Origin of the sequence: Rhodococcus sp. PML026, from assembly GCF_000963615.1 — a bacterium.
Classification (GTDB): domain Bacteria; phylum Actinomycetota; class Actinomycetes; order Mycobacteriales; family Mycobacteriaceae; genus Rhodococcoides; species Rhodococcoides fascians.
This window is the reverse complement of sequence record NZ_KQ031375.1, coordinates 470574-494477: the sequence shown is the minus strand read 5'-3', so window position 1 is coordinate 494477 and position 23904 is coordinate 470574. Positions and strand designations below refer to the sequence as shown.

General features: G+C 65.2%; 25 protein-coding genes. 15 read left to right on the top strand and 10 right to left on the bottom strand.

Annotation, left to right across the window (positions count from 1 at the left end; genetic code table 11):
• The first annotated feature begins 107 nt into the window (after positions 1-107).
• The 3 genes from VF34_RS17755 (at position 108) to VF34_RS25340 (ending at position 2104) form a co-directional block, all read left to right on the top strand.
• Entirely contained in the window at positions 108-917 is an 810-nt protein-coding gene (locus VF34_RS17755; protein WP_027496827.1) for a PspA/IM30 family protein, read from the top strand.
• A 45-nt stretch (positions 918-962) separates the two neighbouring features.
• Positions 963-1832 carry a phage shock envelope stress response protein PspM gene (gene pspM / locus VF34_RS17750; RefSeq protein WP_230591973.1) on the top strand — a complete coding sequence of 290 codons (870 nt, stop codon included), beginning with the start codon at positions 963-965 and terminating at the stop codon, positions 1830-1832.
• A gap of 98 nt (positions 1833-1930) precedes the next feature.
• Complete coding sequence (locus VF34_RS25340) at positions 1931-2104, top strand: hypothetical protein (protein WP_027496829.1); 174 nt, start codon at positions 1931-1933, stop codon at positions 2102-2104.
• Between the two features lie 12 nt (positions 2105-2116).
• Here VF34_RS25340 and VF34_RS17740 read toward each other — a convergent pair whose 3' ends face one another.
• Complete coding sequence (locus VF34_RS17740; protein ID WP_027496830.1) at positions 2117-3013, bottom strand: diacylglycerol kinase; 897 nt, start codon at positions 3011-3013, stop codon at positions 2117-2119.
• A gap of 238 nt (positions 3014-3251) precedes the next feature.
• On the opposite strand from VF34_RS17740, the gene VF34_RS17735 reads away from it, so the two are divergent.
• The 5 genes from VF34_RS17735 (at position 3252) to VF34_RS17715 (ending at position 7097) form a co-directional block, all read left to right on the top strand.
• Positions 3252-3863, top strand: a complete 612-nt coding sequence (locus tag VF34_RS17735) for a TetR/AcrR family transcriptional regulator (protein WP_027496831.1) — start codon at positions 3252-3254, stop codon at positions 3861-3863.
• A 65-nt stretch (positions 3864-3928) separates the two neighbouring features.
• Entirely contained in the window at positions 3929-5101 is a 1173-nt protein-coding gene (locus tag VF34_RS17730) for a glycosyltransferase (protein WP_045841932.1), read from the top strand.
• A gap of 10 nt (positions 5102-5111) precedes the next feature.
• Complete coding sequence (locus VF34_RS17725; protein ID WP_027496833.1) at positions 5112-5303, top strand: DUF3046 domain-containing protein; 192 nt, start codon at positions 5112-5114, stop codon at positions 5301-5303.
• 193 nt (positions 5304-5496) lie between these two features.
• The gene (gene recA, locus VF34_RS17720; RefSeq protein WP_027496834.1) at positions 5497-6534 is read left to right on the top strand and encodes a recombinase RecA; all 1038 of its coding nucleotides are present in this window, start codon (positions 5497-5499) and stop codon (positions 6532-6534) included.
• Positions 6535-6545: 11 nt separating this feature from the next.
• Positions 6546-7097 (top strand): regulatory protein RecX, encoded by a 552-nt coding sequence (locus tag VF34_RS17715; protein WP_032366472.1) that lies wholly within the window; start codon positions 6546-6548, stop codon positions 7095-7097.
• Positions 7098-7193: 96 nt separating this feature from the next.
• Here the strand turns inward: VF34_RS17715 and VF34_RS17710 are convergent, their stop codons facing one another.
• From VF34_RS17710 to VF34_RS17695, 4 genes are all read right to left on the bottom strand, one after another.
• Positions 7194-8066, bottom strand: coding sequence for an amino acid ABC transporter permease (locus VF34_RS17710; protein WP_032383564.1), 873 nt, complete (start codon positions 8064-8066; stop codon positions 7194-7196).
• Positions 8066-8743 carry an amino acid ABC transporter permease gene (locus tag VF34_RS17705; protein WP_027496837.1) on the bottom strand — a complete coding sequence of 226 codons (678 nt, stop codon included), beginning with the start codon at positions 8741-8743 and terminating at the stop codon, positions 8066-8068. The genes VF34_RS17710 and VF34_RS17705 overlap by 1 nt, the downstream gene beginning before the upstream one ends.
• A gap of 96 nt (positions 8744-8839) precedes the next feature.
• Complete coding sequence (locus VF34_RS17700) at positions 8840-9670, bottom strand: glutamate ABC transporter substrate-binding protein (protein WP_027496838.1); 831 nt, start codon at positions 9668-9670, stop codon at positions 8840-8842.
• A 52-nt stretch (positions 9671-9722) separates the two neighbouring features.
• The gene (locus VF34_RS17695; RefSeq protein WP_196248935.1) at positions 9723-10451 is read right to left on the bottom strand and encodes an amino acid ABC transporter ATP-binding protein; all 729 of its coding nucleotides are present in this window, start codon (positions 10449-10451) and stop codon (positions 9723-9725) included.
• Between the two features lie 249 nt (positions 10452-10700).
• Between VF34_RS17695 and miaB the strand changes: the two genes are divergently transcribed.
• Positions 10701-12251, top strand: coding sequence for a tRNA (N6-isopentenyl adenosine(37)-C2)-methylthiotransferase MiaB (gene miaB, locus VF34_RS17690; protein WP_080732084.1), 1551 nt, complete (start codon positions 10701-10703; stop codon positions 12249-12251).
• Positions 12248-12835, top strand: coding sequence for an Rv2732c family membrane protein (locus VF34_RS17685; protein ID WP_027496841.1), 588 nt, complete (start codon positions 12248-12250; stop codon positions 12833-12835). Before miaB ends, VF34_RS17685 begins: the two co-directional genes overlap by 4 nt.
• A 26-nt stretch (positions 12836-12861) precedes the next feature.
• On the opposite strand, the gene VF34_RS17680 is transcribed toward VF34_RS17685, so the two are convergent.
• Complete coding sequence (locus VF34_RS17680; RefSeq protein WP_231578244.1) at positions 12862-14337, bottom strand: DUF349 domain-containing protein; 1476 nt, start codon at positions 14335-14337, stop codon at positions 12862-12864.
• Between the two features lie 152 nt (positions 14338-14489).
• On the opposite strand from VF34_RS17680, the gene VF34_RS17675 reads away from it, so the two are divergent.
• The 5 genes from VF34_RS17675 to VF34_RS17655 all read left to right on the top strand — a co-directional run bounded on the left by VF34_RS17675 (position 14490) and on the right by VF34_RS17655 (position 19755).
• The gene (locus VF34_RS17675) at positions 14490-15212 is read left to right on the top strand and encodes a class III extradiol dioxygenase subunit B-like domain-containing protein (RefSeq protein WP_045841803.1); all 723 of its coding nucleotides are present in this window, start codon (positions 14490-14492) and stop codon (positions 15210-15212) included.
• Positions 15205-16146, top strand: a complete 942-nt coding sequence (miaA, locus tag VF34_RS17670; protein ID WP_045841802.1) for a tRNA (adenosine(37)-N6)-dimethylallyltransferase MiaA — start codon at positions 15205-15207, stop codon at positions 16144-16146. The genes VF34_RS17675 and miaA overlap by 8 nt, the downstream gene beginning before the upstream one ends.
• A gap of 24 nt (positions 16147-16170) precedes the next feature.
• Positions 16171-17040, top strand: coding sequence for a diaminopimelate epimerase (gene dapF / locus VF34_RS17665; RefSeq protein WP_045841801.1), 870 nt, complete (start codon positions 16171-16173; stop codon positions 17038-17040).
• A 184-nt stretch (positions 17041-17224) separates the two neighbouring features.
• Complete coding sequence (hflX, locus tag VF34_RS17660; protein ID WP_045841800.1) at positions 17225-18646, top strand: GTPase HflX; 1422 nt, start codon at positions 17225-17227, stop codon at positions 18644-18646.
• Between the two features lie 5 nt (positions 18647-18651).
• Positions 18652-19755: a hypothetical protein gene (locus VF34_RS17655; protein ID WP_052718687.1), complete on the top strand. Its 1104-nt coding sequence runs from the start codon at positions 18652-18654 to the stop codon at positions 19753-19755.
• On the opposite strand, the gene VF34_RS17650 is transcribed toward VF34_RS17655, so the two are convergent.
• The 4 genes from VF34_RS17650 to VF34_RS17635 are packed head-to-tail and all read right to left on the bottom strand — an operon-like array spanning position 19752 to position 23890.
• Positions 19752-20009, bottom strand: a complete 258-nt coding sequence (locus tag VF34_RS17650; protein WP_027496848.1) for an HPr family phosphocarrier protein — start codon at positions 20007-20009, stop codon at positions 19752-19754. The two genes, VF34_RS17655 and VF34_RS17650, sit on opposite strands and share 4 nt — an antisense overlap.
• 43 nt (positions 20010-20052) lie before the next feature.
• Complete coding sequence (locus VF34_RS17645) at positions 20053-22107, bottom strand: PTS fructose transporter subunit IIABC (protein ID WP_027496849.1); 2055 nt, start codon at positions 22105-22107, stop codon at positions 20053-20055.
• Between the two features lie 8 nt (positions 22108-22115).
• Positions 22116-23126: a 1-phosphofructokinase family hexose kinase gene (locus VF34_RS17640; protein WP_045841799.1), complete on the bottom strand. Its 1011-nt coding sequence runs from the start codon at positions 23124-23126 to the stop codon at positions 22116-22118.
• Positions 23123-23890 carry a DeoR/GlpR family DNA-binding transcription regulator gene (locus VF34_RS17635; RefSeq protein ID WP_027496851.1) on the bottom strand — a complete coding sequence of 256 codons (768 nt, stop codon included), beginning with the start codon at positions 23888-23890 and terminating at the stop codon, positions 23123-23125. The genes VF34_RS17640 and VF34_RS17635 overlap by 4 nt, the downstream gene beginning before the upstream one ends.
• Positions 23891-23904: the final 14 nt, after the last annotated feature.

The window sequence follows — 23904 nt, the reverse complement described above, 5'->3', positions numbered from 1 at the left end:
CGAATCACCCGAACATCACTGCACTGACAGGTTCATTTCGGTCACTGCGACAGCAGCCGACCCGTACGCGGCCACCGCGGCGCAACAGATGGAGGCAGGACCACCCCATGGCTAATCCTTTCGTCAAGGCCTGGAAATACATGATGGCGCTCTTCAATTCCAAGATCGACGAGAAGGCCGACCCCAAGGTTCAGATTCAGCAGGCGATCGAAGACGCGCAGCGGCAGCACCAGGCGCTGTCGCAGCAGGCGGCGTCCGTCATCGGCAATCAGCGTCAGCTCGAGATGAAGCTCAGCAGGCAGCTGGACGAGGTCGAGAAGCTCAACGCCAACGCTCGTCAGGCCGTGACGCTGGCCGATCAGGCCGCCACAGCAGGTGACGTCGAGAAGGCCACGCAGTACACCAACGCGGCCGAGGCGTTCGCGGCTCAGCTCGTGACTGCCGAGCAGAGCGTCGAGGACCTCAAGGTTCTGCACGACCAGTCTCTGCAGGCTGCAACACAGGCCAAGAAAGCCGTCGAGCAGAACGCGATGGCCCTGCAGTCGAAGGTCGCCGAGCGCACCAAACTGCTCAGCCAGCTCGAGCAGGCGAAGATGCAGGAGAAGGTCAGCGAATCGCTGCGCTCGATGGACAGCACGTTGTCGGCACCGGGAAACACCCCGAGTCTCGATGCGGTGCGCGACAAGATCGAGCGTCGTTACGCAGACGCGCTCGGTTCCGCCGAGCTCGCTCAGAACTCCGTGTCCGGACGCATGCTCGAGGTTCAGCAGGCATCTGTGCAGATGGCCGGTCACAGCCGGCTCGAGCAGATCCGTGCCTCCATGGCCGGTGACTCCCTGCCCACGGGTAATTCCGCCGCCAAGCCGTCGATCGCCAAGGCCCCGGACGCAACGCCCGAGCCGCCGGCACAGGCGTGATCGACCGAACGCGAAGTTCGTTCGAGTAGACAGTAGTTCCGACGCATGAGCAACAAGAATCACGAACCCGGCCGGTCGCGTAAGCGGCCGGCCGTTTCGCTCGACAGGGAGACGGTGACAGCCGCCGTTGCCGAATCCGGAGCGGTGGTCCGGTCTCTGGCCGAGACAGCGCGGGCCGCAGGAACCTCACTGCTCGATGCCGCCGGCCGTCGTAAGGATCCACGTGCCAAGCACCTGAAGAAGATTCGACGGGCTCGCCGGCGAAGTATCAGGTTCGGGGCCGCGTCGACGACCACTGCGGTGAGTACTGCGGGGATCGCAGCCTTGTCGGCTCCGGAATGGACTCTGTTCGTCGGTGGTGGTTCTGCCGCGCTCTTGGCCGTTCCTGCTGTGTTCGCCTTCGGTCGTTTGCGGCGACTGCGAGGTCAACCGGTTCCGGTGGGACTGCCCGGCAGGCGTTCATTACCGCAGCGTGGATCTGCCGCCTTCGAGCCGATGTCACGTTTGGCAGGCGCAGAGCAGAGTCTGTTCGAGCTGCTCGGAATTCTGGCGCGATCGGGCACCATCGCCGCCGAGGACGTCGAAGAGATGATCGGCGTTGCCTCGGATGCGGTGAGGGGCTTGGAAGGTGTTGCCGTCGATATTGCGGCCCTCGAACGTGCGGGAGCGGCAAGCTCGTCGACACGCACGCATCTGCGGCCCGGAATCGAGGCTGCGGCAAGCGATCTCGCTGCCGGAGTGGATCAGTACGAGGATCTCGTCGCCGCTGCAGCACGGATGACCGGACCGGCCGGGTCCACGTCGAAGAACGTGGTGGAATCTCATCGCCGAGAATTGTTGTCTGCCACCGATCGACTGCAAGGGTGGGCCGACGCGCTCACCGAACTCGACGAAATCCGGTCACGACACCGGTGAGAAGATCAGGGTTCACCCCGATGTGTTCGCCGTGATCGGCTGCCAGTATCGACATAACGCGATACGACCCGGTGCGCGTCACACGGTAGGAGCCGTTCATGTTCTGGAAAATTCTCGGATTCATCGTTCTCGTCTGGATCGCACTTGCCTTGCTGGGCAGCATCATCAAGGGCTTGTTCTGGTTGGTCGTGGCCGGGGCCATCGTCTTCGGGCTGGTGTGGCTGTACAAGGCCATCTCCTCCGGTCACGACCGTTCGTCGCTGAAATACTGACTGCCGACCGCGTTACGTGCGCAGTGGGGAATCCGCTCCGACGAACACTCGCAACGCACGCGGCACGCATTCGATCGTGACGGGTAGTTCTGCGATGCGTTCGCCGTCTGCGTACGCCACCATGTCGTCGCAGTGCACTGTCACGTTCCGGGCGCTGTAGACCTCGACCTCCGGAAGGTCGACGTGGGCACCCCGATACAACGTCGGCGACAGCGCAAGCAATCGCGTTCGACTCACATCCCGGACGACAGTGATGGCGAACAGCCCGTCGTCCACTCGTGCGGTCGGGCAGATGGCCATGCCGCCGCCGTAGCTGCTGCCATTTCCGACGGCGACGAGAACGGCATCCAGGTGCAGCTCGGCGTCATCCAATTCTATTGTGTACGAAAGTGTTCGGAGAGCAGCCAACTGCAATATCATGGCCGCGTTGTACCGCAGCGGGCCGGCAAGCCACTGCAGGCGGCCGGCGCGCTCGGTGACCAGTGAATCGAAGCCGCTCGACAGGACCGTACCGAACCAGCGCGTCCCGACCCTACCGAGATCTATCGACGTCACGACTCCGTCGACCACGAGATCCGCTGCGCGGGTGGGATCGTCGAGGGGGACCCCGAGCGTCCGGGCCAAATCGTTGCCTGTGCCCGCAGGAATCAGTCCGAGCGGAGTGTCGGTTCCCGCGATCACCTGTAACGCGAGATTGACGACCCCGTCGCCGCCCACGGCAACGACGGCATCCGTCCCGCACCCGACGGCTCGCTTCAACAACTCCAGCGCATCACCCGCCGTTCGGCCCTCGACGGTCGAGACGTCGAGTTCACGCTCGCGCAGACGCGTCACGGCGCGCCGTGCTGCGTGGACTGCTCGACCACCGCCGGCCGTGGGATTGGTCAGAACGGTCACCGATCGCGTCATGCAAGCTCGAATTCGTCGGTCACTCGATCAGCTTGCCAGGGTCGAGGTTTCCTGCGCAGGTCGGCGGCGTGATCGGCACCCGACAATGGCACCGAAGAATACGGACGGACGGGCCGACGGTCACTGTGCAACATGGTGTCGCTGTTACTGTGAGGTATAGTAACGACACGAAATGTTTCCGAGTGAAGTACTTTACTTCCGACCGTTGTGCGAAGGGTGATCTGTGATCGAGCAGCAGGTGTCGACTCCCGCCTCGGTCGAGTCCTCCCCGGAGGCAGCACCCGAGAAGTCGGTGGAGGACACCGTTCTCGACGCCGCACGATCGTGCATCCTCGAACGAGGAGTCAAGCGTACGACCCTCGCCGAGATCGCACGACGCGCCAAAGTCAGCAGGCCCACGGTGTACCGGCGGTGGGCCGATACCCGAGCAGTGGTGTCGAGCCTGCTCACCCGTGAGATCGCTGCCCTGATTCCCGACTTCGACGCCACCGCGTCCGGACGCGAGCAGATCGTCGTTGCTGTGGTTCAGGCGGGAGATCGAATAAGGCAGCATCCGCTGTTCGTCAAGATTCTGCGGTCGGACTCGGACGTGCTCGCGACCTACATTCTGCACCGCCTCGGTACCAGCCAATCGTTGATCATCGATGCGGTGGCGCGTCTTGTCGAAGCGGGACAACGTGATTCGTCGATCCGCGACGGGGATCCGAATACCCTGGCGACGCTCGTCCTGCTCATGGTCCAGTCCGCCGTCCAGTCCGCCGAGATGGTGTCCGAACGGGTTCCGGGTGGCGAGGTGGTACGCCAGATGGCGGACGCCGTCGACGCCTACCTTCGTCCCGACAAAGCCTGACCGTCGGCACCGCTGCCCGGCACGATCGGTGATCGTCCAGCGCGGCGATGTGGCACGCTGAGCGCGTGCGAGTAGCAGTGGTGGCCGGCCCGGACCCAGGACATGCGTTTCCCGCTATCGCCTTGTCGCTGTTGTTCGAGCGGGCGGGTGACGATCCGGTCCTGTTCACCGGAAGCCGGTGGGTCGGCGACGCCAGAGCGGCCGGTCTTCGCACGCTCCCACTGGGTGGCCTGCTGCCGCGACCGGAGGACGACGATCTCGATGCCGGGCAGCGCATTCATTCGCGCGCAGCCTTTGTCGCGACAGAACTGTTGCCGGACCTCGAGCGCGAGAACGTCGATCTGGTGGTCTCCGATGTTCTCACCGCCGGAGGCGGAATGGCTGCCGAGCGATTGGGAATTCCCTGGGTCGAGCTCTCGCCCCACCCGCTGTATTCGCCATCGAAGGGGTTGCCGCCCATCGGAAGTGGGCTCGCGCCCGGACGCGGTGTTCGGGGTCGTCTTCGCGATACGGTGATGCGCGCGTTGACGGCGCGCTCGATCGCCCGCGGGCAGCAACAGCGCGCCGACGCCCGAGTGAGCATCGGACTACCCGCACGCGATCCCGGGCCGGCTGCTCGGCTCATCGCCACCATTCCCGCACTCGAAGTTCCGCGGCCCGACTGGCCGAGGGATGCCCATGTGGTGGGCCCACTGCTGTGGGAGCCCACCGACGAATTGCTCGACGTCCCCGCCGGCGATACGCCGCTGGTGATGGTGGCCCCGTCGACGGCGTTCACCGGGGCCGAGGGAATGTTGGAGATGGCTCTGAAGGGATTGGACGGCACAGGCGTCCGGGTAGTGGCCTCGGTGCTCGACGGGGGCCCCGACGACGTGCCGGAATGGGCCAATGCCGGACTCGGTCGCCAGGACGAATTGCTGCGCCGCGCCGATGTCGTGGTGTGCGGAGGTGGTCACGGCATGTTGGCCAAGGCGCTCATCCACGGAGTTCCAGTGGTCACCGTGCCGGGCGGCGGCGATCAGTGGGAGCTGGCGAACCGGGCCGCCCGGCAGGGGAGTGCCGTACTGGTGCGCCCCGCCACCGCGGGTGCAATTGCCGACGCCGTGTCCGCCGTGCTGTCCGACCCTCGTCATGCGGTGGCAGCGACCTCGGCGGCTGCAGGCGCGCATCACGTCGAGGATCCTGTCTCGGTCTGCCGCGAGGTGCTCGCCGGTAGCGACGCCGAGGGCGGGCGTTAGGCTGATCGATGTGCGTCTGACCGAATTTCGTGAACTGCTCACCGAGGAGTTCGGCTCCGTTCGAGGCAATTCCCTACTCGCCGATCATGTGCTGTCCGGTATCGGACGGACGGGCGCGCAGGCCATCGAAGACGGTGTCGACCCGCGGGAAGTATGGCGGTCGATCTGTTACGAGTTCGATGTGCCCAAGGAACGTTGGTAGCTCCACCGCATCGGCTCGAGTCGCTCGGCGTGTCGAAAGCCGTGGTAGTTGACTCGAACACGTGTTCGCCTATGCTGATGTCAACGGTTGCTGGCCGGTCTCGAAGAACTTCTTGTCGGTACCCCGTTCTAGCGTTACCGCCAACAAGCTGATCGACAGACACAGCTGAACGAAACGACACAGGGAGCTCACGATGGCTGCATACGACCGCGACAAAGCGCTCGATCTCGCACTCGCGCAGATCGACAAGAATTTCGGTAAGGGCTCGGTGATGCGCCTCGGCGACGAGGTCCGTCAGCCCATCGCCGTCATCCCCACGGGATCGATCGCGCTCGACGTGGCACTCGGCATCGGAGGTCTGCCCCGCGGCCGAGTCATCGAGGTCTACGGTCCGGAGTCCTCGGGTAAGACCACCGTCGCATTGCACGCGGTGGCCAGCGCTCAGCGTGCCGGCGGAATCGCCGCGTTCATCGATGCCGAGCACGCGCTCGATCCCGACTACGCGAAGAAGCTCGGTGTCGATACCGACGCACTGTTGGTCTCACAGCCCGACACCGGTGAGCAGGCCCTGGAAATCGCCGACATGTTGATTCGCTCCGGTGCCCTCGACATCCTCGTCGTCGACTCGGTGGCCGCACTGGTACCGCGCGCCGAGATCGAAGGCGAGATGGGTGACAGTCACGTGGGTCTGCAGGCTCGTCTGATGAGCCAGGCGCTGCGCAAGATCACCGGTGCCATGAGCAACTCCGGCACCACCGTGATCTTCATCAACCAGTTGCGCGAAAAGATCGGCGTCATGTTCGGTTCCCCCGAAACCACCACCGGTGGTAAAGCATTGAAGTTCTACGCCTCGGTACGCCTCGACATCCGCCGCATCGAGACCTTGAAGGACGGAACCGAAGCGATCGGTAACCGCACCCGCGTGAAGGTGGTCAAGAACAAGGTTGCGCCGCCGTTCAAGCAGGCCGAGTTCGACATCATCTACGGCAAGGGCATCAGCCGTGAGGGCTCGTTGATCGACATGGGTGTCGAGCACGGCTTCATCCGTAAGTCGGGTTCGTGGTTCACCTACGAAGGTGACCAGCTCGGCCAGGGCAAGGAGAACGCCCGCAAGTTCATGCTCGAGAATCCCGACGTGCGGGACGAGATCGAGAAGAAGATCATGGAGAAGCTGCAGATCGGTGCGGACGTCACCGCAGAGGAGCCCGCAGCTGCTCCGGTCGACTTCTAACCTGGGTTCGCGTGCAGCAGCGAGACAACGGCGGCGGCACCGAAGCGCAGGCGAAAGACGTCTGCCTTCGGCTGCTGACCGACCGGGCCCGCAGCAGACACGAACTCGAAGCCAGCTTATCCAAGAAGGGTTTCACCCACGAGGTCTCCACCGCAGTGCTCGACCGACTCGAGAAGGCGAAACTCGTCGACGACGAGTCGTTTGCGGAGCAGTGGGTTCAATCTCGGCACAAGTACTCCGGCAAGGGCAAACGCGCCCTGAGCATGGAGCTGCGGAACAAAGGCGTCAGCAACGAGTTGGCCGTGAACGCCCTGGATCTGATCGATGCCGAAGACGAGCGTCAGCGTGCTGCGGAGTTGGTGCGCAAACGATTCCGAACACTGCATCTGCCGGATCCGAACGGGCCCGACGCACGAGCCGAACGCGACAAAGTGGTGCGCAAGTTGGTCGGGATGCTGGCCCGCCGCGGCTACTCGCAGGGAATGGCATTCGCCGTGGTCAAGGAACAACTCGATCGCGCAGGAGCCGACACCGAAGACTTCGACGGCCCAGATTCGATGTGATCGTCCACATCGAGTCCAGGTAGTCGAGAAACAGTATGGCCCGCAACACCATCGGTGTTGCGGGCCATACTGCTGTGCAGCCGAACGGTGCGGAGCTCAGGCCGCTTGACCGCCGTCGAGCGCAGGCACGACAGCGGCGGTGCCGCCCTTACGCTTTCGCGATCGCAGACGCCGCTCGACCACGGTCGCCAGTTTCGTCAACGCCGAGTTGATGATGATCATGATGACGGCGACGATGATCAGCGACGGGAGGTAGTTGCTGTAGAACGCGCCGACCTGCTGACCGGAACGGACGACTTCGACGTACCCGATGATGTATCCCAGCGCCGAGTCCTTCAGTGCCACCACCATCTGCGAGATGATGGCGGGCAGCATCGCGGTCACGGCCTGGGGGAGCAGTACCAGGGTCATGACCTGGCTCTTGCGCATGCCCAGCGCCGATGCGGCTTCGCGCTGACCCTTCGGCAGTGAATTGACTCCGGCACGTACGATCTCGGCGATCACCGATCCGTTGTACAGAGTGAGGCCGGTGACCACCGCGGCCAACGCCAGGTACTTGACCTTGAAGACCTCGTAATCGGCGTACACCGCGTACAGGAAGATCATCAGGATCAGCACGGGAACTGCACGGAACAATTCGACGATCGCACCGCTGACGATCCGTACAGCGCGGTGATCCGAGAGGCGGCCGATGCCGAGGACGGCACCGAGAACAAGGGCGAACACGATCGACAATGCCGCCGCGACCAGAGTTCCCTGAATACCGGGCAACAGATACGTGGTCCACGTTGTCGATTCGAGGAACGGGTCCCACTTCTCGGCAGTGAGCTGCCCCTTCGAGTCGAGGGCGCGGTAGATCAGAAATGCGATTCCGAGCGAGATCACCGCGACGACGACAGTCAGAATGCGGTATCGCAGTACCGCTTTGGGTCCGGGAACGTCGTACAGAACTGCTACTGCATCACTCATCATGACACCGCCAATCGCTTGCTGATGTAGCCGAACAGCAACCCGGTCGGGAGCGTCAAGATCATGAAGCCGAGCGCGAAGATTCCGCCGACGACGAAGATCGCGGCCTCGTTCTCGATCATGTTCTTCATCAGGAACGACGCCTCGGCGACGCCGATGACCGATGCGATGGTCGTGTTCTTCGTCAACGCGATCACGACGCTTCCCAGCGGGCCGACCACCGCGCGGAACGCCTGAGGAAGAACGACGATCGAGATGTTCTGGGTGAACGTCATTCCCAGCGAGCGGCCCGCTTCGGCCTGCCCCACCGGGACGGTGTTGATGCCCGATCGCAGTGACTCGGCCACGAACGACGCGGTGTAGATGCTCAGCCCGAGGATTGCCAATCGAAAGTTGTTGTCGTCGAGTGACGTCGGTGAGGACTCCGACGCCAGAGAAACGCCCATTGTCTGATACAGCCCGAACGAGGTGAACAGAATGATCAGGGTCAATGGGGTGTTACGAAAGATGGTGACGTACGTCGCCGCAATTCCGCGCGCAATCGGAATGGGTGATACGCGCATCGCGGCGATGATCGTTCCGATGACCAACGCACCGACGAGGGATGCCAACGTCAGGTAGATGGTCGAGAGGAACGCGTCGATCAGTTGATCGCCGTACTTGCTCAATAGGTTCACGGTGCTTGTTGATCCTCACGGCTCGGCGAGATCGAGCCGTCGTGTCCCGCCCGCGACGAGCGGGACACGACGGCGTGGTCGATCAGTAGCAGTCGATCAGTAGCGGTCGACGGTGGGCGGGCTCGGCAGCGGGTAGCCCGACGCGCCGACGGTGTCGTTGAACGCCTGCTCCCAGGCACCGCTGGTCACCATCTCTTCGATGGCGTCGTTGATCTTGTTGCGTCCGTCGGTGTCGTCCTTGTTCAGGCCGATGCCGTAGTTCTCCGTGGTGAAGGGCTCACCGACCACCTTGAACTGACCGGGGGACTGAGCGGCGTAACCGGCAAGGATGATGTCGTCGGTGGTGACGGCGTCCACGGTGCCGTTGCGCAGTGCTTCGACGCAGGCGGAGTAGGTGTCGAACGGCTGAAGCTGGACTCCCGGGTACTCGTCGGCGATGTTCTGTGCCGGGGTGGAACCGGTGACCGAGCACAGCTTCTTGCCCTCGAGTGAATCGGGACCGGTGATGTCGGTGTTGTCCTGCTTCACCAGGAGCGACTGACCTGCTACGAAGTACGGTCCGGCGAAGCCGACCTTCTCCTTGCGGGTGTCGGTGATGGAGTAGGTGGCGACGATGTAGTCGACCTCACCGTTCTGGATCAGCGTCTCGCGCTGCGCGGACGGGGATTCCTTGAATTCGATGTTCGCCTCGTCGACACCGAGCTTGCCTGCGACGTACTTGGCCACCTCGACGTCGAAGCCGCTGAACGAGCCGTCCGGATTACGGAGGCCGAGGCCCGGCTGATCGAACTTGATGCCGACGATGAGGCTGCCGTTCTCGGCGCTGCTCGAGATGGTGCGCGCTTCTTCGCCGCCGCCGCAGGCGGTGGCGACGATGGACAGAGCGGCGATGGCGACACCGAGGCGAAGCGGTCGGGTGATTCTCACAGTGAATGTCCTTCGGATAGGTCGTACGTAATGGGGCGAGCGGTGAATCTGATCAGTGACCGAGGATCTTGCCGAGGAAGTCCTTGGCGCGTTCGGACTTCGGGGACTTGAAGAAGGTTTCGGGATCGGTGTCCTCGACGACGGCACCGTCGGCCATGAAGATGACTCGGTCGCCTGCCTTGCGGGCGAAGCCCATCTCGTGGGTGACGACGAGCATTGTCATGCCCTCCTTGGCCAGCGAGGTCATGACGTCGAGTACCTCATTGACCATCTCCGGATCCAGGGCCGAGGTGGGCTCGTCGAAGAGCATCACTTTGGGGTTCATGGCGAGTGAGCGGGCGATGGCCACGCGCTGTTGCTGACCACCCGACAGCTGAGCCGGGTACTTGTCTGCCTGGTTGGCGATGCCGACGCGTTCGAGCAGAGCCAGTGCGCTCTTCTCGGCCTCGTCCTTCTTGAGCTTTCTCACCTTCATCGGTGCCAGCATGACGTTCTGCAGAATGGTCTTGTGTGCGAAGAGGTTGAACGACTGGAACACCATGCCGACATCCGCACGCAGTGCAGCGAGGGCCTTGCCTTCGGCGGGGAGTAGATCCCCGTCGACCTCGATGGCACCGGAATCGATCGGCTCCAACCGGTTGATCGTCCGGCACAGCGTCGACTTGCCGGATCCGGACGGACCCACGACGATGACGACCTGGCCGGGCGGCACTTCGAGATTGATGTCCTTGAGTACGTGCAGATCACCGAAGTGCTTGTCGACGGATTTGAGCGAGATCATCGAAGGGGCGCCCGGCGGTGGTGTCGCTGCCGGGGCGTCGGTGGCGTGCGTCATAGGTGGAAACCCTATGCGTAGTTTCCTCGCCGACCGGCGTTTTCGCCCGCAGTCTTCGATTATGTAATGGAAACTTTACTGTCGGCACGCATAGCGCCTGCACAGTCCGCGGAGGGCCCCGTGACCCCGGCGTGTCCGCCCGTGCGATGGACGTACCCTGAAGAGGTGCAAACGAGTGTTTTTTCGACCGTGGACGTGACCGATCGCGGGAGCGTCGACCCCGAGACGGCCAGTGCCCCATCGGCGGCAGGTGCCCGCAGCTACGAGGTGCGCACACACGGCTGCCAGATGAACGTTCATGATTCCGAACGCCTGTCCGGGCTGCTCGAAGAGGCCGGTTACGTGCCCGCCGACGCCGGTACCGACGCAGATCTCGTCGTGTTCAACACGTGCGCTGTACGCGAGAACGCGGACAACAAGCTGTACGGGAACCTCGGCATGCTCCGGCCCGCGAAGACGCGAAACCCCAACATGCAGATTGCCGTCGGCGGTTGCCTGGCGCAGAAGGACCGCAACACCGTCGTGGACAAGGCTCCGTGGGTGGACGTGGTCTTCGGTACGCACAACATCGGGTCGCTGCCGGTACTGCTCGAGCGCGCCCGGCACAACGAGCAGGCTCAGGTCGAGATACTCGAGTCTCTCGACGCCTTCCCGTCCACCCTGCCGGCCAAGCGGGAGTCCGCGTACGCCGGCTGGGTATCGATTTCGGTGGGCTGCAACAACACCTGCACGTTCTGCATCGTTCCGGCGCTGCGCGGCAAGGAGATCGACCGCAGGCCGGGCGACATCCTTGCCGAGGTACAGGCTTTGGTGGACCAGGGCGTGCTCGAGGTGACGCTGCTGGGGCAGAACGTCAACGCCTACGGTGCCTCGTTCGCCGACCCCGATCTGCCTCGCGACCGCGGGGCGTTCGCCGCGCTGCTGACCGCGTGCGGATCCATCGAAGGACTCGAGCGAGTGCGGTTCACGTCTCCGCATCCGGCCGAGTTCACCGACGACGTCATCGAGGCGATGGCATCGACCCCGAACATCTGTCCCACTCTGCACATGCCGCTGCAGTCCGGCTCGGACCGAATCCTCAAGGCGATGCGCAGGTCCTATCGACAGACGAAGTTCATGGGCATCATCGACAAGGTTCGCGCGGCCATGCCGCACGCGGCCATCACCACCGACATCATCGTCGGTTTCCCCGGCGAGACCGAAGAAGATTTCGAGCAGACGCTCGAGGTGGTGCGGCGTGCGAAGTTCGCCAACGCGTACACCTTCCAGTACTCCAAGCGGCCGGGCACCCCGGCGGCCGACATGCCCGATCAGGTACCGAAAGAGGTTGTACAGGAACGGTATCTGCGGTTGATCGCGTTGCAGGAGGAGATCGTCCTGGCCGCGAATCAGGCCCTGATCGGCACCGAGGTCGAATTGCTCGTCGCCACCGGTGAGGGGCGCAAGAACAACGCAACTCATCGGATGAGCGGACGCGCCAGGGACGGCCGACTGGTGCACTTCGCCGTCGACGCCGAGCGGGCGGGCGACATTCGCCCGGGCGACGTCGTCACGACGACCCTGACCGCCGCGGCCCCGTACCACCTGATCGCCGACGCCGGAGTGCTGACGCACCGACGGACCGCGGCAGGCGACGCCCACGAACGCGGCATCATGCCGAAGACGGCCCCGATCGGGGTCGGTCTCGGACTTCCCTCGATCGGTGCCCCGGCACCGCTTCCGGTTCAGACAGGATGCACCGTATGACAGACACAGATGGACCCGATCGCGTCGTACCCTCGCGAACCGCCGAGGAACTCGGACGAACCGAGCGGGCGGTGATGACCGAGCTGGATCCGGGAGCGCGAGCCATGGTGGTGGCCGGGCTGGTGCTGGTCCTGTTGGTCACGTTCGCGTTGCCGCACACCGGATCGGCCACCGGCTTCGACGTGCTGACGGGCAGCGACGCAGCAGCCGCGGAATCGATTGCCCTGCCGTCGCGCGTTTTCGTCGTGCTGGTGCTGACGTTCGGTGTGGTGATGTCGGTGCTGGCGCTGGTCACCCGCGTCTGGGCGCTGGCCTGGGCCGCCCTCGCCGGGTGTGCGGTGTCGTCGGTGTACGGGATGCTTTCGATCTGGACGCGGCAGACCGTGCCGGACAACCTGCAGGGCGGCGGACCGGGCATCGGTCTCGTCATTGCGTGGATCGCGGTGATGGTGCTGACGTTCCATTGGCTCAAAGCCGTATGGAACAAGACCAACTCTCAGCTCGCCGCTCAGGAACAGCGCCGTATCGCGGCGGCGTCGGGCGAGCAGAAGCTACGCCTGTGGGACGGCCACTCGAACCCCTGAGTTCGTGTGGCCGCCCGCACCGCAGGTCACAACTCGTCGACGGCACTTTCCGCGGCATCGGCCCATTCACGCCACTGCTGGGCCTGCGCACGCGCCCGCTCGGCGTCCTTGGTCTTGCCTGCCGCCGTCGCCTTGGCCGCTTGATCCTCGAACTGGGCCACTCGCTCACGGAACTGAGCCGCGCGGGCAACCGCCTCGGGGTCGGACCGACGCCACTGAGACTCCACGGCGTCGTGGACGGACTTCTCGATCGCGCGGAGCTTGCCTTCGAGTTCCTGCATCTTCTCGCGCGGAACCTTGCCGATGGCGTCCCACTTGTCCTGCAGATCGCGCAGCGCCGCACGAGCAGCGTCGAGGTCCTTGCTCGGATCGATATGTGTCTTCGCCAACAACGCTTCCTTGGCCTCGGCGTTGGCCTCGAATTCCGCGTCCCGCTCCGACGCCGCGGCGTTGCGTGCCGCGAAAAACACGTCCTGGGCGGCCTTGAAGTTCTTCCACAATGCGTCGTCGGCGTCCCGCGGAGCTCGGCCCGACGCTTTCCACTCCACCAACAGGTCTCGGAATGCGGCTGCAGTGGGACCCCAATCGGTGGACGAGGACAACGCTTTTGCGCGCTCGACCAGCTCTTCCTTGCGGGTCTTGGCTGCTCCTCGCTCCCGATCGAGATCGGCGAAATGCGCTCCACGACGCCGGTTGAAGTTCTCCCTGGCCTTCGAGTACCGTTTCCACAGCGCATCGTCGATCTTTCGATCCACCCCGCGGATCGTCTTCCATTCGTCCAGAATTTCGCGCAGCCGATCCCCGGCATGCTTCCACTGCGTCGATTCACTGCCGATCTGCTCGGCCTCGGCGGCGAGGGCTTCCTTGCGGGCAGTGTGCTCGGCGCGTTCGAGCTCTTTCTCCTGCTTGGCGACCGCCGCTGCTGCGTCGGAGTGCTCGACGACGGCGTGGAGTCGGCGAGCCAGCAGATCGAGGTCGCCGATCACCGCAGCCGTCGGCAGGCTCTCCAGCAGCGCCGAGGCCGCAGCCTTGGTTTTCTTGGCATCACCGGTACCCGACGTCAGCCGGGCTTCGAGCAGTCCGACCTCGGTGGCCAGATCGTCGTAGCGCCGCCCGAAATGCGCGAGGCCTTCCGCTGCGTCGCCCGCTTGCCAGGAGCCGACCTGACGCTCGCCGTCCGAGGTGCTCACCCACGCGGTGCCGTCGTCGTCGACCCGGCCGTACTTGCTCGGATCGCCTGCCGGCGCGACCACGGTGGGCACATGCGCGGCCGTCGGGTGTGGCTTGGCTGCCGAGGAGCCACCGGGGCGGGGTGCGCCGGGACGAGGAGAAGCAGAACTCGGTCCGCCGGGCTTCGGTCCGCCGCCGGGCTTGGGGCCGCCACCTGGCTTGGGTCCTCCGGTCGAAGGTGTAATGGTCGCGTCACCGCCGGAGTGATCGGCGGGTGCAACCGACGACGGGGCGTCGGGGGTGGTGGGGGTACCGGCGTTCGGGTCGGTCATTGTTCCTCATCTCTGCCGCGCGTCACGGCTGCCTACGATCGCGATCTGGACACCATTGAACTCGGTGACGACCGATCGGACCATTGAAACAGCTCAGACGGTTCGAGGTGGACTCGTCCGGCCAAGTCGCGTCACCGACTAGCGTGATACGTGTGTTCTGTGCCGCGGCCCTGGTGCCCTCTCCGCCGTTACTGGTCCCCGAACTGATGGGCCGGGCAGCAGCCGAGGCAACCGAGCTTCGAGCCGCTGCTGTGTCTGCTGTCGAGCAGCTGTCCGCGGTGGCCGACCGGTGGCTCGCGGTCGGCGTCGACGACGGCGAGGGGCGGTACGACGAGACGACGGTCGGCACCATGCGTGGGTACGGCGTCGATGTGGAGGTGCGGCTGTCCGGTTCGCCGGCACGGTCCGGGCCGGACCCCGAGTTGCCGCTGGCGGTTCTCCTCGCCGGCTGGCTGCGCGGGGCGGCGGCGGCCGACAGGGCAATCGAGGTCCGCACGGTACCCGCGGACGCGAGCGCACGGTGGTGCTCGCACACCGGGATGGAACTGCGCCGCGAACTCGACGCGTCCGACGACAGGTGGGGAGTGTTGGTGCTGGCAGACGGCGCGAACACCCTCACCCCGAAGGCACCGGGGTCGTTCGATTCGCGCGCCGCGGACGTGCAGCGTCGCATCGACGATGCTCTTGCCACCGCCGACGTCGACGCCCTCGCGGAGCTCGACGAGGGCCTCTGCGCAGCGATCGGCGTGCGGGGCCGACCGGCCGTGCAGATGCTCGCCGCACTCGTGGGAACCGACGCCGTCTCGACGACCGAGCTGTATCGGGGCGCACCGTTCGGTGTCGGATACTTCGTCGGAGTCTGGTCCCGTGGCTGACGAAACCGGGGCGACCGCCGAGGATTCGGCCACGACACCGGTGGCGGTGATCGGACCGACCGCTGCGGGCAAATCGGACCTGGCGCTGGACCTGGCCGAGGAGCTGGGCGGGGAGATCGTCAACATCGACGCGATGCAGCAATACCGGGGGATGGACATCGGTACCGCGAAAGTGACCGTGCCGGAGCGCCGCGGCATCGTGCACCATCAGCTCGATGTGCTCGAGGTCACCGATATCGCGACGGTGGCGCGTTACCAATCGGCTGCCGTCGCCGACGTCGAGAACATTCGATCCCGTGGCCGTCGGCCGATCATCGTGGGCGGCTCGATGATGTACGTCCAATCACTGCTCGACGAATGGGCCTTTCCTGCCACGGACCCGGTCGTCCGGGCCAAGTGGGAGGCGGTGCTCGAACGCGACGGAGTCGACGCGATCCACCGCGCTCTGACGGAGGTCGATCCGGACGCTGCCGCGTCGATCCTGCCCACGGACGGACGGCGAATGGTGCGGGCCTTGGAAGTGGTCGAATTGACCGGTCGGCCTTTCGCGGCCTCGGCCCCCGTCATCGGTGAACCGCGCTGGGGCACGGTGGTGCTCGGCGTCGACCGTGAGACCGCAGAGTTGGACGAGCGGATCGATCTGCGTACTCGGCGCATGTTCGATTCCGGGTTGCTCGACGAGGTCGAAGCGTTGCTGGATCTCGGCCTGCGCGACGGAGTGACGGCGTCACGGGCGATCGGATACGCCCAGGCGCTCGATGTGCTGGCAGGGGAGTACGACGTCGACCATGCACGTGAGCGGACGTTCATCGGCACCAGGCGCTATGTGCGCCGCCAGCGGTCGTGGTTCCGCCGCGACGAACGAGTGCGGTGGCTCGACGGCGCATCGCCCACCCTGCGGTCGGATGCGCTGTCCGCGATCGAACTCGGCTAGGTCGGTCCCCGTAGACTCGCCGACATGGAATTCGCCAAGGGCCACGGAACGCAGAACGATTTCGTCGTGCTGCCGGATCCCGGTGCCGAGCTCGAACTCACCAGGTCGGCGGTCGCGGTGCTGTGTGATCGACGGCAGGGGATCGGCGCCGACGGGATACTGCGTGTCGCGCGCGCCGGGGTGCTGCGGGACGCGGGTGTGCTCGATCGAATCCCGGCCGGTGTCGAGGCCGACGACTGGTTCATGGACTACCGCAACGGTGACGGCACCATCGCCGAGATGTGCGGAAACGGGGTCCGAGTCTTCGCGCACTACCTGCGAGTCCACGATCTCGAGCAGCGCGATCAATTCGTGGTCGGCTCTCGCGCAGGCGCACGTGCGGTGACGGTGCACTCGTACGACGAGACCGATGCCGACGTGACCGTGGCCATGGGCGACGTCACCCTGCTGGGTTCGAGCGCGACGACCCTTGCCGGTGCAGCGTACGAGGGGATCGGCGTCGATGTCGGCAACCCGCATCTGGCCTGCGTCGATCCCGCGCTGAACCGCACCGCGTTGCGAGCATTGGACTTCACGGCTCCGCCGACTCTCGATACCGAGTTCTTCCCCCACGGTGCGAACGTCGAGATTCTGACCCGGCTCGACGACGGCGCAGTCGAGATGCGCGTCTTCGAACGCGGCGTCGGAGAGACACGCTCGTGTGGCACCGGAACCGTCGCTGCCGCCGCTGCCGCGCTCAGTTACGAGGGGCTCGAGACCGGAGACGTGAGTGTCGGTGTGCTCGGCGGTCGGGTCCGAGTGGCCATCGACCACGTCGGTGCAACCCTGCGCGGACCGTCGGTACTGCTCGCCCGGGGAGAGGTCGACGACCATTGGTTCGCCGGGCAGTCCTGACCGTCGCGCCGGCTCCGAGCGAAACCCGCGTGCACACGCTGGGCTTTTCGTGGATCATGGGAGTTGTATGACGAACTCACATGAAACATCACCTGCGGGCGAACCGGTCGACCATGATGCCGACGGTTCACCCGATACCGCATCTGCATGGACCCGCGAGGAGTCCGACGCATGGTCGAGGCGGATGGCGCGCTCACCCCTCGACGACGACTCCCCGTCCTCGGGCGATATGCAACTCGAGGAGCGGACTGCGCTGCGACGAGTCGCCGGACTGTCGACCGAGCTCGCCGACGTCACCGAGGTCGAGTACCGGCAGTTGCGCCTCGAACGCGTCGTACTGGTCGGAGTATGGACCACCGGTACTGCGGCACAGGCCGAATCCAGCATGACCGAACTGGCCGCGCTCGCCGAGACTGCAGGCTCCGAAGTACTCGAGGCGCTGATGCAGCGTCGGGACAAACCCGACGCGGCAACCTACATCGGCTCGGGCAAAGCCAAGGAACTGCGCGACATCGTGCTCGCGACCGGGGCCGATACCGTGATCTGCGACGGCGAACTGACGCCCGCCCAGCTCAATGCGCTGGAAAAGGTCGTCAAGGTCAAGGTCATCGATCGAACCGCACTGATCCTCGACATCTTCGCGCAGCACGCGACGTCACGAGAAGGCAAGGCACAGGTCGCCTTCGCCCAGATGGAATACATGTTGCCCAGGCTCCGCGGCTGGGGTGAATCCATGTCGCGTCAGGCCGGTGGACGCGCCGGTAGCAACGGCGGCGTGGGTCTTCGTGGACCGGGTGAGACGAAGATCGAGACCGACCGTCGACGCATCCGTGAGCGCATGGCCAAGCTCCGCCGTGAGATCAAAGGCATGAAGCAGGCTCGCGACACCAAACGCGAGCAGCGGCTCAGTGGCACGGTGCCGTCGATCGCGATCGTCGGATACACCAATGCGGGCAAGTCGAGTCTGTTGAACGCGCTGACCGGTTCCGGTGTGCTGGTTCAGAATGCGCTGTTTGCAACCCTCGATCCGACGACGCGGAAGTCGACGCTCGAAGACGGCCGCGCGATCGTGCTGACCGATACCGTCGGATTCGTCCGGCATTTGCCGACCCAGCTGGTCGAGGCCTTCCGCTCCACGCTGGAGGAAGTGACCGACGCCGACCTGTTGCTGCACGTGGTCGACGGTTCCGATCCGCTACCGACCGATCAAATCAAAGCAGTACGCGAAGTGATCACCGAGGTGGTCCGCGAGCAGGACGCGAAGATGCCACCGGAGTTGTTGGTGGTCAACAAGATCGACGCCGCAGATCCGGTCCAGCTGACGCAGTTGCGTGGCCTGCTCGACGGCGCACGATTCGTCTCGGCCAAGACCGGTGAAGGCATCGATGCGCTGCGGGATCACCTCGGCGACATACTGTCCGAGCCCGATGTGTTGGTCGACGTTCTCGTCCCGTACACCCGCGGCGACCTGGTCGCCAGGATCCACACCGATGGCCGAATAGTGTCGTCGACGCACGAGGCGGACGGCACGCGCGTCGAAGCTCGTGTGCCGCAATCACTTGCGGCCGCCCTCGTCGAGTTCACCGCGACCGTACCCAGCGCCTGAGTTCGGTGAATCCGCGCGCAGTGGTGCGTGGTGGCGCCGCGGCCGTGGTCGGCACGGCGATCGTGCTGACTTGTGCTTCAACCGCCCTGGCCGCGCCGGTCGACGTTGTAACCTACTGTCTACCAACCGATCCCGGACTCGAAGAGCTGTCCGGTGCGACGGTGCTCGACGGCACCGTGTACGGGATCGGCGACAGCGGTGCCGACGATCGGGTCGCGGTGCTCGACGCGAACTGTGCGGTGCAGCGTTGGATCGACGTTCCCGTCGACCCGTACGACGTGGAGGACATGGCGTCGTACGACGGCTCACTGTGGTTGGCCGACATCGGCGACAATCAGTTGCGCCGCGACACTGTGGCACTGACGCGAATGGACCCTGAAACAGGCGCGGGGGAGCTGTATCGACTGACCTACCCGGACGGCGCACACGACGCCGAGACACTGCTCATCGAACCCGGCGGTCGGCCGGTGATCGTCACCAAGGAACTCTCGGGTGTCAGCGGGGTGTACGTACCGACCGGAGACGAATCCGTCACCGATCTGAGCAGTCCGGGCCCGACGCCGCTGCGCAAGGTCAACGAGCTGGCTTTCACGGCCACCGAGACGGCCGGTGGGCCGCCGTTCGTGGTCGGCTCGATCCTGGCGACCGGGGGAGCGGTGAGTGCAGACGGATCGACCGCCGTGGTGCGCACGTACACCGATGCGTATGTGTTCCGTCCGCCCGACGGGGACGTCGCGTCGGCGCTGGTCGACCCCACCTCACCCCGAGCCGTCGTCGCGCTACCGGCTCAGCCGCAGGGCGAGGCGGCGACGTTCCTGGACGACGGTTCCCTTCTGCTCGCGTCGGAAGCCGGGTTCGGACCGACCGACGGAACGCTGCCGCCCATTCTGAAGATTCCGAACCTGACGTCGGTGGAGCTGTCGACACCATCGTCCGCCGCGGTTGCGCCGGCGTCGCCGACCCGTGATCCTGCTGCTCCTGCGGCACCCGCACAGACGACGACAGCGACGGACTCGGAATGGGAATTCCGAGCTGCCGTCGCTGCCGGGGTGGTGCTGATCGCCGGAGCGGTGGGATTCACCGTCCGGCGATCGATGCGCTCTGGTTAGGCGTCCAGGTCTGCTTCGACGAGTGCTGCAACTTTGTCGAGTGCTGCTTGGTCGTCGCTGGTGACGGTGACTTCGGTGCCCTTGGTGGCGCCGAGGGTCATGATCATCAGCGCCGAACCGGCGTCCACCGGCTCGGAGTCCGCTGTTGCCAGCGTGACGTCGACTCCGGCTTCGGCTACGGCATCGGCGATCAGTGCTGCGGGGCGGGCGTGCAGGCCGATCGAGGATCCGACTGCGACTGTGGTGCTGGGCATGTGCTGCTCCTTGCGTAGTGGGTTCGTTGGATCGTATCGAGCGTCAGACGGTGGCGAGTGCCGGGTCGAGTTCGGCGTCGGTCGGTGCGTTCTTGCCCTTGATGAACTGCTTGGCGGAGACCACCAGGAACGCGGAGACGATGGTGCCCACGGCCAGCGAGACGATGAACCACAGGATGTTTCCGATGGCGAAGAACACGAAGATGCCGCCGTGGGGCGCACTGAGGGTCACGTTGAAGGCCATGATCATGGCCCCGGTGACTGCGCCACCGGCCATCATCGACGGGATGACGCGGAACGGATCGGCCGCGGCGAACGGGATGGCGCCCTCGGAGATGAATGCTGCTCCGAGGAACCAGGCAGCTTTACCGTTCTCGCGCTCGGCCTCGGTGAACAGACGCGAACGAACGGTCGAGGCCAGTGCCATGGCCAGGGGCGGCACCATTCCTGCGGCCATGACCGCTGCCATGATGCGCAGTGAGGCGGTGTCGGTGACCGACAGGCCTGCAGTGGCGAATGCGTAGGCCGCCTTGTTGACCGGTCCACCGAGGTCGAAGCACATCATCAGGCCGAGAATGATGCCGAGGATGATCACCGAGGAACCGCTGAGTCCGTTGAGCCAGTCGGTCAGTCCACTGGTGATCGCGGCGAGCGGCTTGCCGAGCAGCAGGAACATGATGGCACCGACGATGAGTGTTGCGAACAGCGGAATGATGACAACCGGCATCAGGCCGCGCAGAACTGCGGGGATCTTCCACTTGCTGATCCACAGTGCGACGAAGCCGGCGATGAGGCCACCGACGAGACCGCCGATGAAGCCTGCGCCCACCAACACAGCCACTGCGCCGGCGGTGAAACCTGGTGCCAGACCTGGTCTGTCGGCAATGGCATAGGAAATGTAACCGGCCAGCGCGGGCACCAGGAAGCTGAAGGACAGCGCGCCGATCTGGAACAGCACGGCACCGAGGTAGGCGGCGATTCCGCCGTCGGGCAGCGAAGTGATGGAGTTGTTGACGACGATGTCCTCGGCGACATCCTTGATTTCGTACCCACCGAGCAGGAATCCGAGGGCGATCAGGAGTCCACCGGCGGCGACGAACGGAATCATGTAGCTGACACCGGTCAGCAGGATCTGACGCAGGCGGGTGCCCCATCCGAGCTCACCGGCAGAGTCGGTGGAGCCGGCCGCGACAGCGGTGCCGCCGACGCGAGCAGCATCCGGATTGAGAGCTGCGCGGAGCGCTTCGGTGACCATGACGTCGGGCTCGTTGATGGCGCGCTTGACGCCGGAAGAGATGACGGGCTTACCGGCGAATCGCTCACGGCCCTTGACGCCCACGTCGGTGGCGAAGATGACGGCCTCGGCACCGGCGATGAGTGCGGGGTCGAGGGGCGTGCTGCCGCTCGAGCCCTGAGTCTCCACGTGCACCGTGACACCCGCGCGCTCGCCTGCGGCGACGAGTGAATCGGCAGCCATGTAGGTGTGCGCAATTCCGGTGGGGCAGGCGGTGATTGCCACGATGTGCTTGGGCGAGGCGGATGGTGCCGTCTCGGGGGTGGCTGCAGGCGCACTGTGCTTCGCGGTGTCGACCGGCGCAGCTGCAGCGGTTGCGGCAACCGGCTTGGCGGCCGGGTTGATGACTCCGTCGACCAGCGAGACGATCTCGGCGGGCGAGGACGCGTTGCGCAGTGAGGTGACGAATTCGGGCTTGACCAGTGCCCGAGCCAGGCTGGAGAGCAGCTTCATGTGCGCCGAACCGGCTCCGGCCGGTGCAGCGATGAGGAAGACGAGGTCGGCGGGGCCGTCGGGGGCGCCGAAGTCGACCTTGGGGTTCAGGCGGGCGAAGCCGAGCGAGGCGCTCGTGACCGCCTCGGAACGGCAGTGCGGAATTGCGATGCCGCCGGGCAGGCCGGTGGCCGACTGGGCTTCGCGCGCAAGGGCTGCGTCGCGCAGGGCGTCGGTGTCGGTTGCGCGACCCGCGTGGGCCAGCACGCCTGCGAGGCGTTCGATGACGGCAGCTTTGGATTCGCCCAGATCGGCGTCGAGGAGGATCAGATCCTCGGCGATGATCGGCTGATCTTCGGTGGGGGTGGACATGGGGGCTCCTAGAGACGGTTCGAAGAAGGGGAGAGCGTGGACGGGGTGACGGACGTGGAGATGTCGAGCGCGCGAACCGTCACCGAAGTCGGATGGGTCTGCTCGGGCAGGGGAAGCGTGGTGCCTGGAAGTGCGGTGGCTGCCGTTCCGTAGGCGACGGCGCGGCGAAGTTTGTCTGCGTCGGAACAGTTCTCGACGTCGGCCAGAATGTAGCCGGCCAACGAGGAGTCTCCTGCGCCGACGGTGCTGACGGCGGTGATCGGAGGTGGGCTGGCGTACCAGGCACCGCCCTGGGTGACCAGGACTGCTCCGGCGCTGCCGAGCGTCGCCAGTACGGCACCCACTCCTCGGCCGAGAAGAATCGTTGCGGCGGCGACGGCGGCCGATGGATCACCCTGTGCTGCAGCGCTTTCCAGCTCCTCGGAATCGTACCCGGTGAGCTGGGCGAGTTCCTCCGAGTTGGGCTTGATCAGGTCGGGTGCCGATTCCGGAAACCGATCCGCGAGAGCGAGCAGCGGCTCGTCGGAGGTGTCCATCGCAACTTTGGCCGTGGTAGCGCGAAGGGCGACAACCAGTTCCGCGTACCACTCGACGGGCAGGCCGGGAGGAAGCGAACCCGACAGCACCACCCACTCGGCATCGACAGCGAGAGTGAGAATCCGGTCTCGCAGCTCGGCGCGTGTCTGCTCCGACACGGTGGCACCCGGCTCGTTGATCTTGGTGGTCGTGCCACCGATTTCGCTGACGGTGATGTTGGTGCGCGCCGGTCCGGACGTCGGAACTGCGGAGTATCGAACGCCTTTGGCGGACATCGCGTCGAGTAATGGATCGCCGACGTTGGCCGGCAGGACGGCCAGCGCCTCTACTCCCGATCCGCCGATGACGCGAGCGACGTTGACGCCCTTGCCGCCCGGGTCGACGGCCGAGGACGACGCCCGGTGCACTCCGCCGCGGGTCAGTGGCGTCTCGAGCGTGACCGTGCGGTCCATGCTCGGGTTGGCCGTGAGCGTGACCATCATGCGATCACCACCTCGATTCCTTTGTTGCTGAGTTGTTTACGGTCTTCGTTCGAGATGTCGCTGTCGGTGACGATGACGTCGATGGTGTCTACTCGGGCGAAACTCACCAGGTGCTCGCGGCCGATCTTCGACGAATCTGCCAGCACGACAACATGGTTCGCGGCGTCGACCATGGCGCGCTTGACCGCGGCTTCGTCGCTGTCGGGGGTGGACAGTCCATGTCCGACGCTGATGGCGTTGGTTCCGATGAACGCAACGTCCACCCGTAGCCATTCGAGGGCGCGCAGTGCCTCGTCGCCCACAGCGGCCTGTGTCGTTCCTCGAACACGCCCGCCGAGCAATCGAAGACTGATGCTCGGCATGGTTGCGGCCCGGGCTGCGATCGGTACGGAATTGGTGACCATGGTGAGTTCGCGATCGTGCGGTAGCAGTCCCGCCAGGCGGCCGGTGGTGGTGCCCGCATCGAAGACCGCACTGCCGCCGACGGGTGGGAGGAACGACAATGCGGCCGCTGCGATCGCGTCCTTCTGGTCCGCGCGGGTGAACTCTCGTTCCGAGACGCCCGGCTCGAGTGTGGTCAACGCCGAGGCGGGTACCGCTCCACCGTGCACGCGGCGTACCACTCCCAGTCGATCGAGGGTGGCCAGATCGCGTCGCACGGTCTCGGTGGTGACGCCGTAGTTGGCGGCCAGGTCGTTGACGGAGACGCGTCCTTGCGTGCTGATCAGCTCAGCGATGGCGTGCTGTCTTTCTTCTGCGTACACCTGCGTCTCCTTCC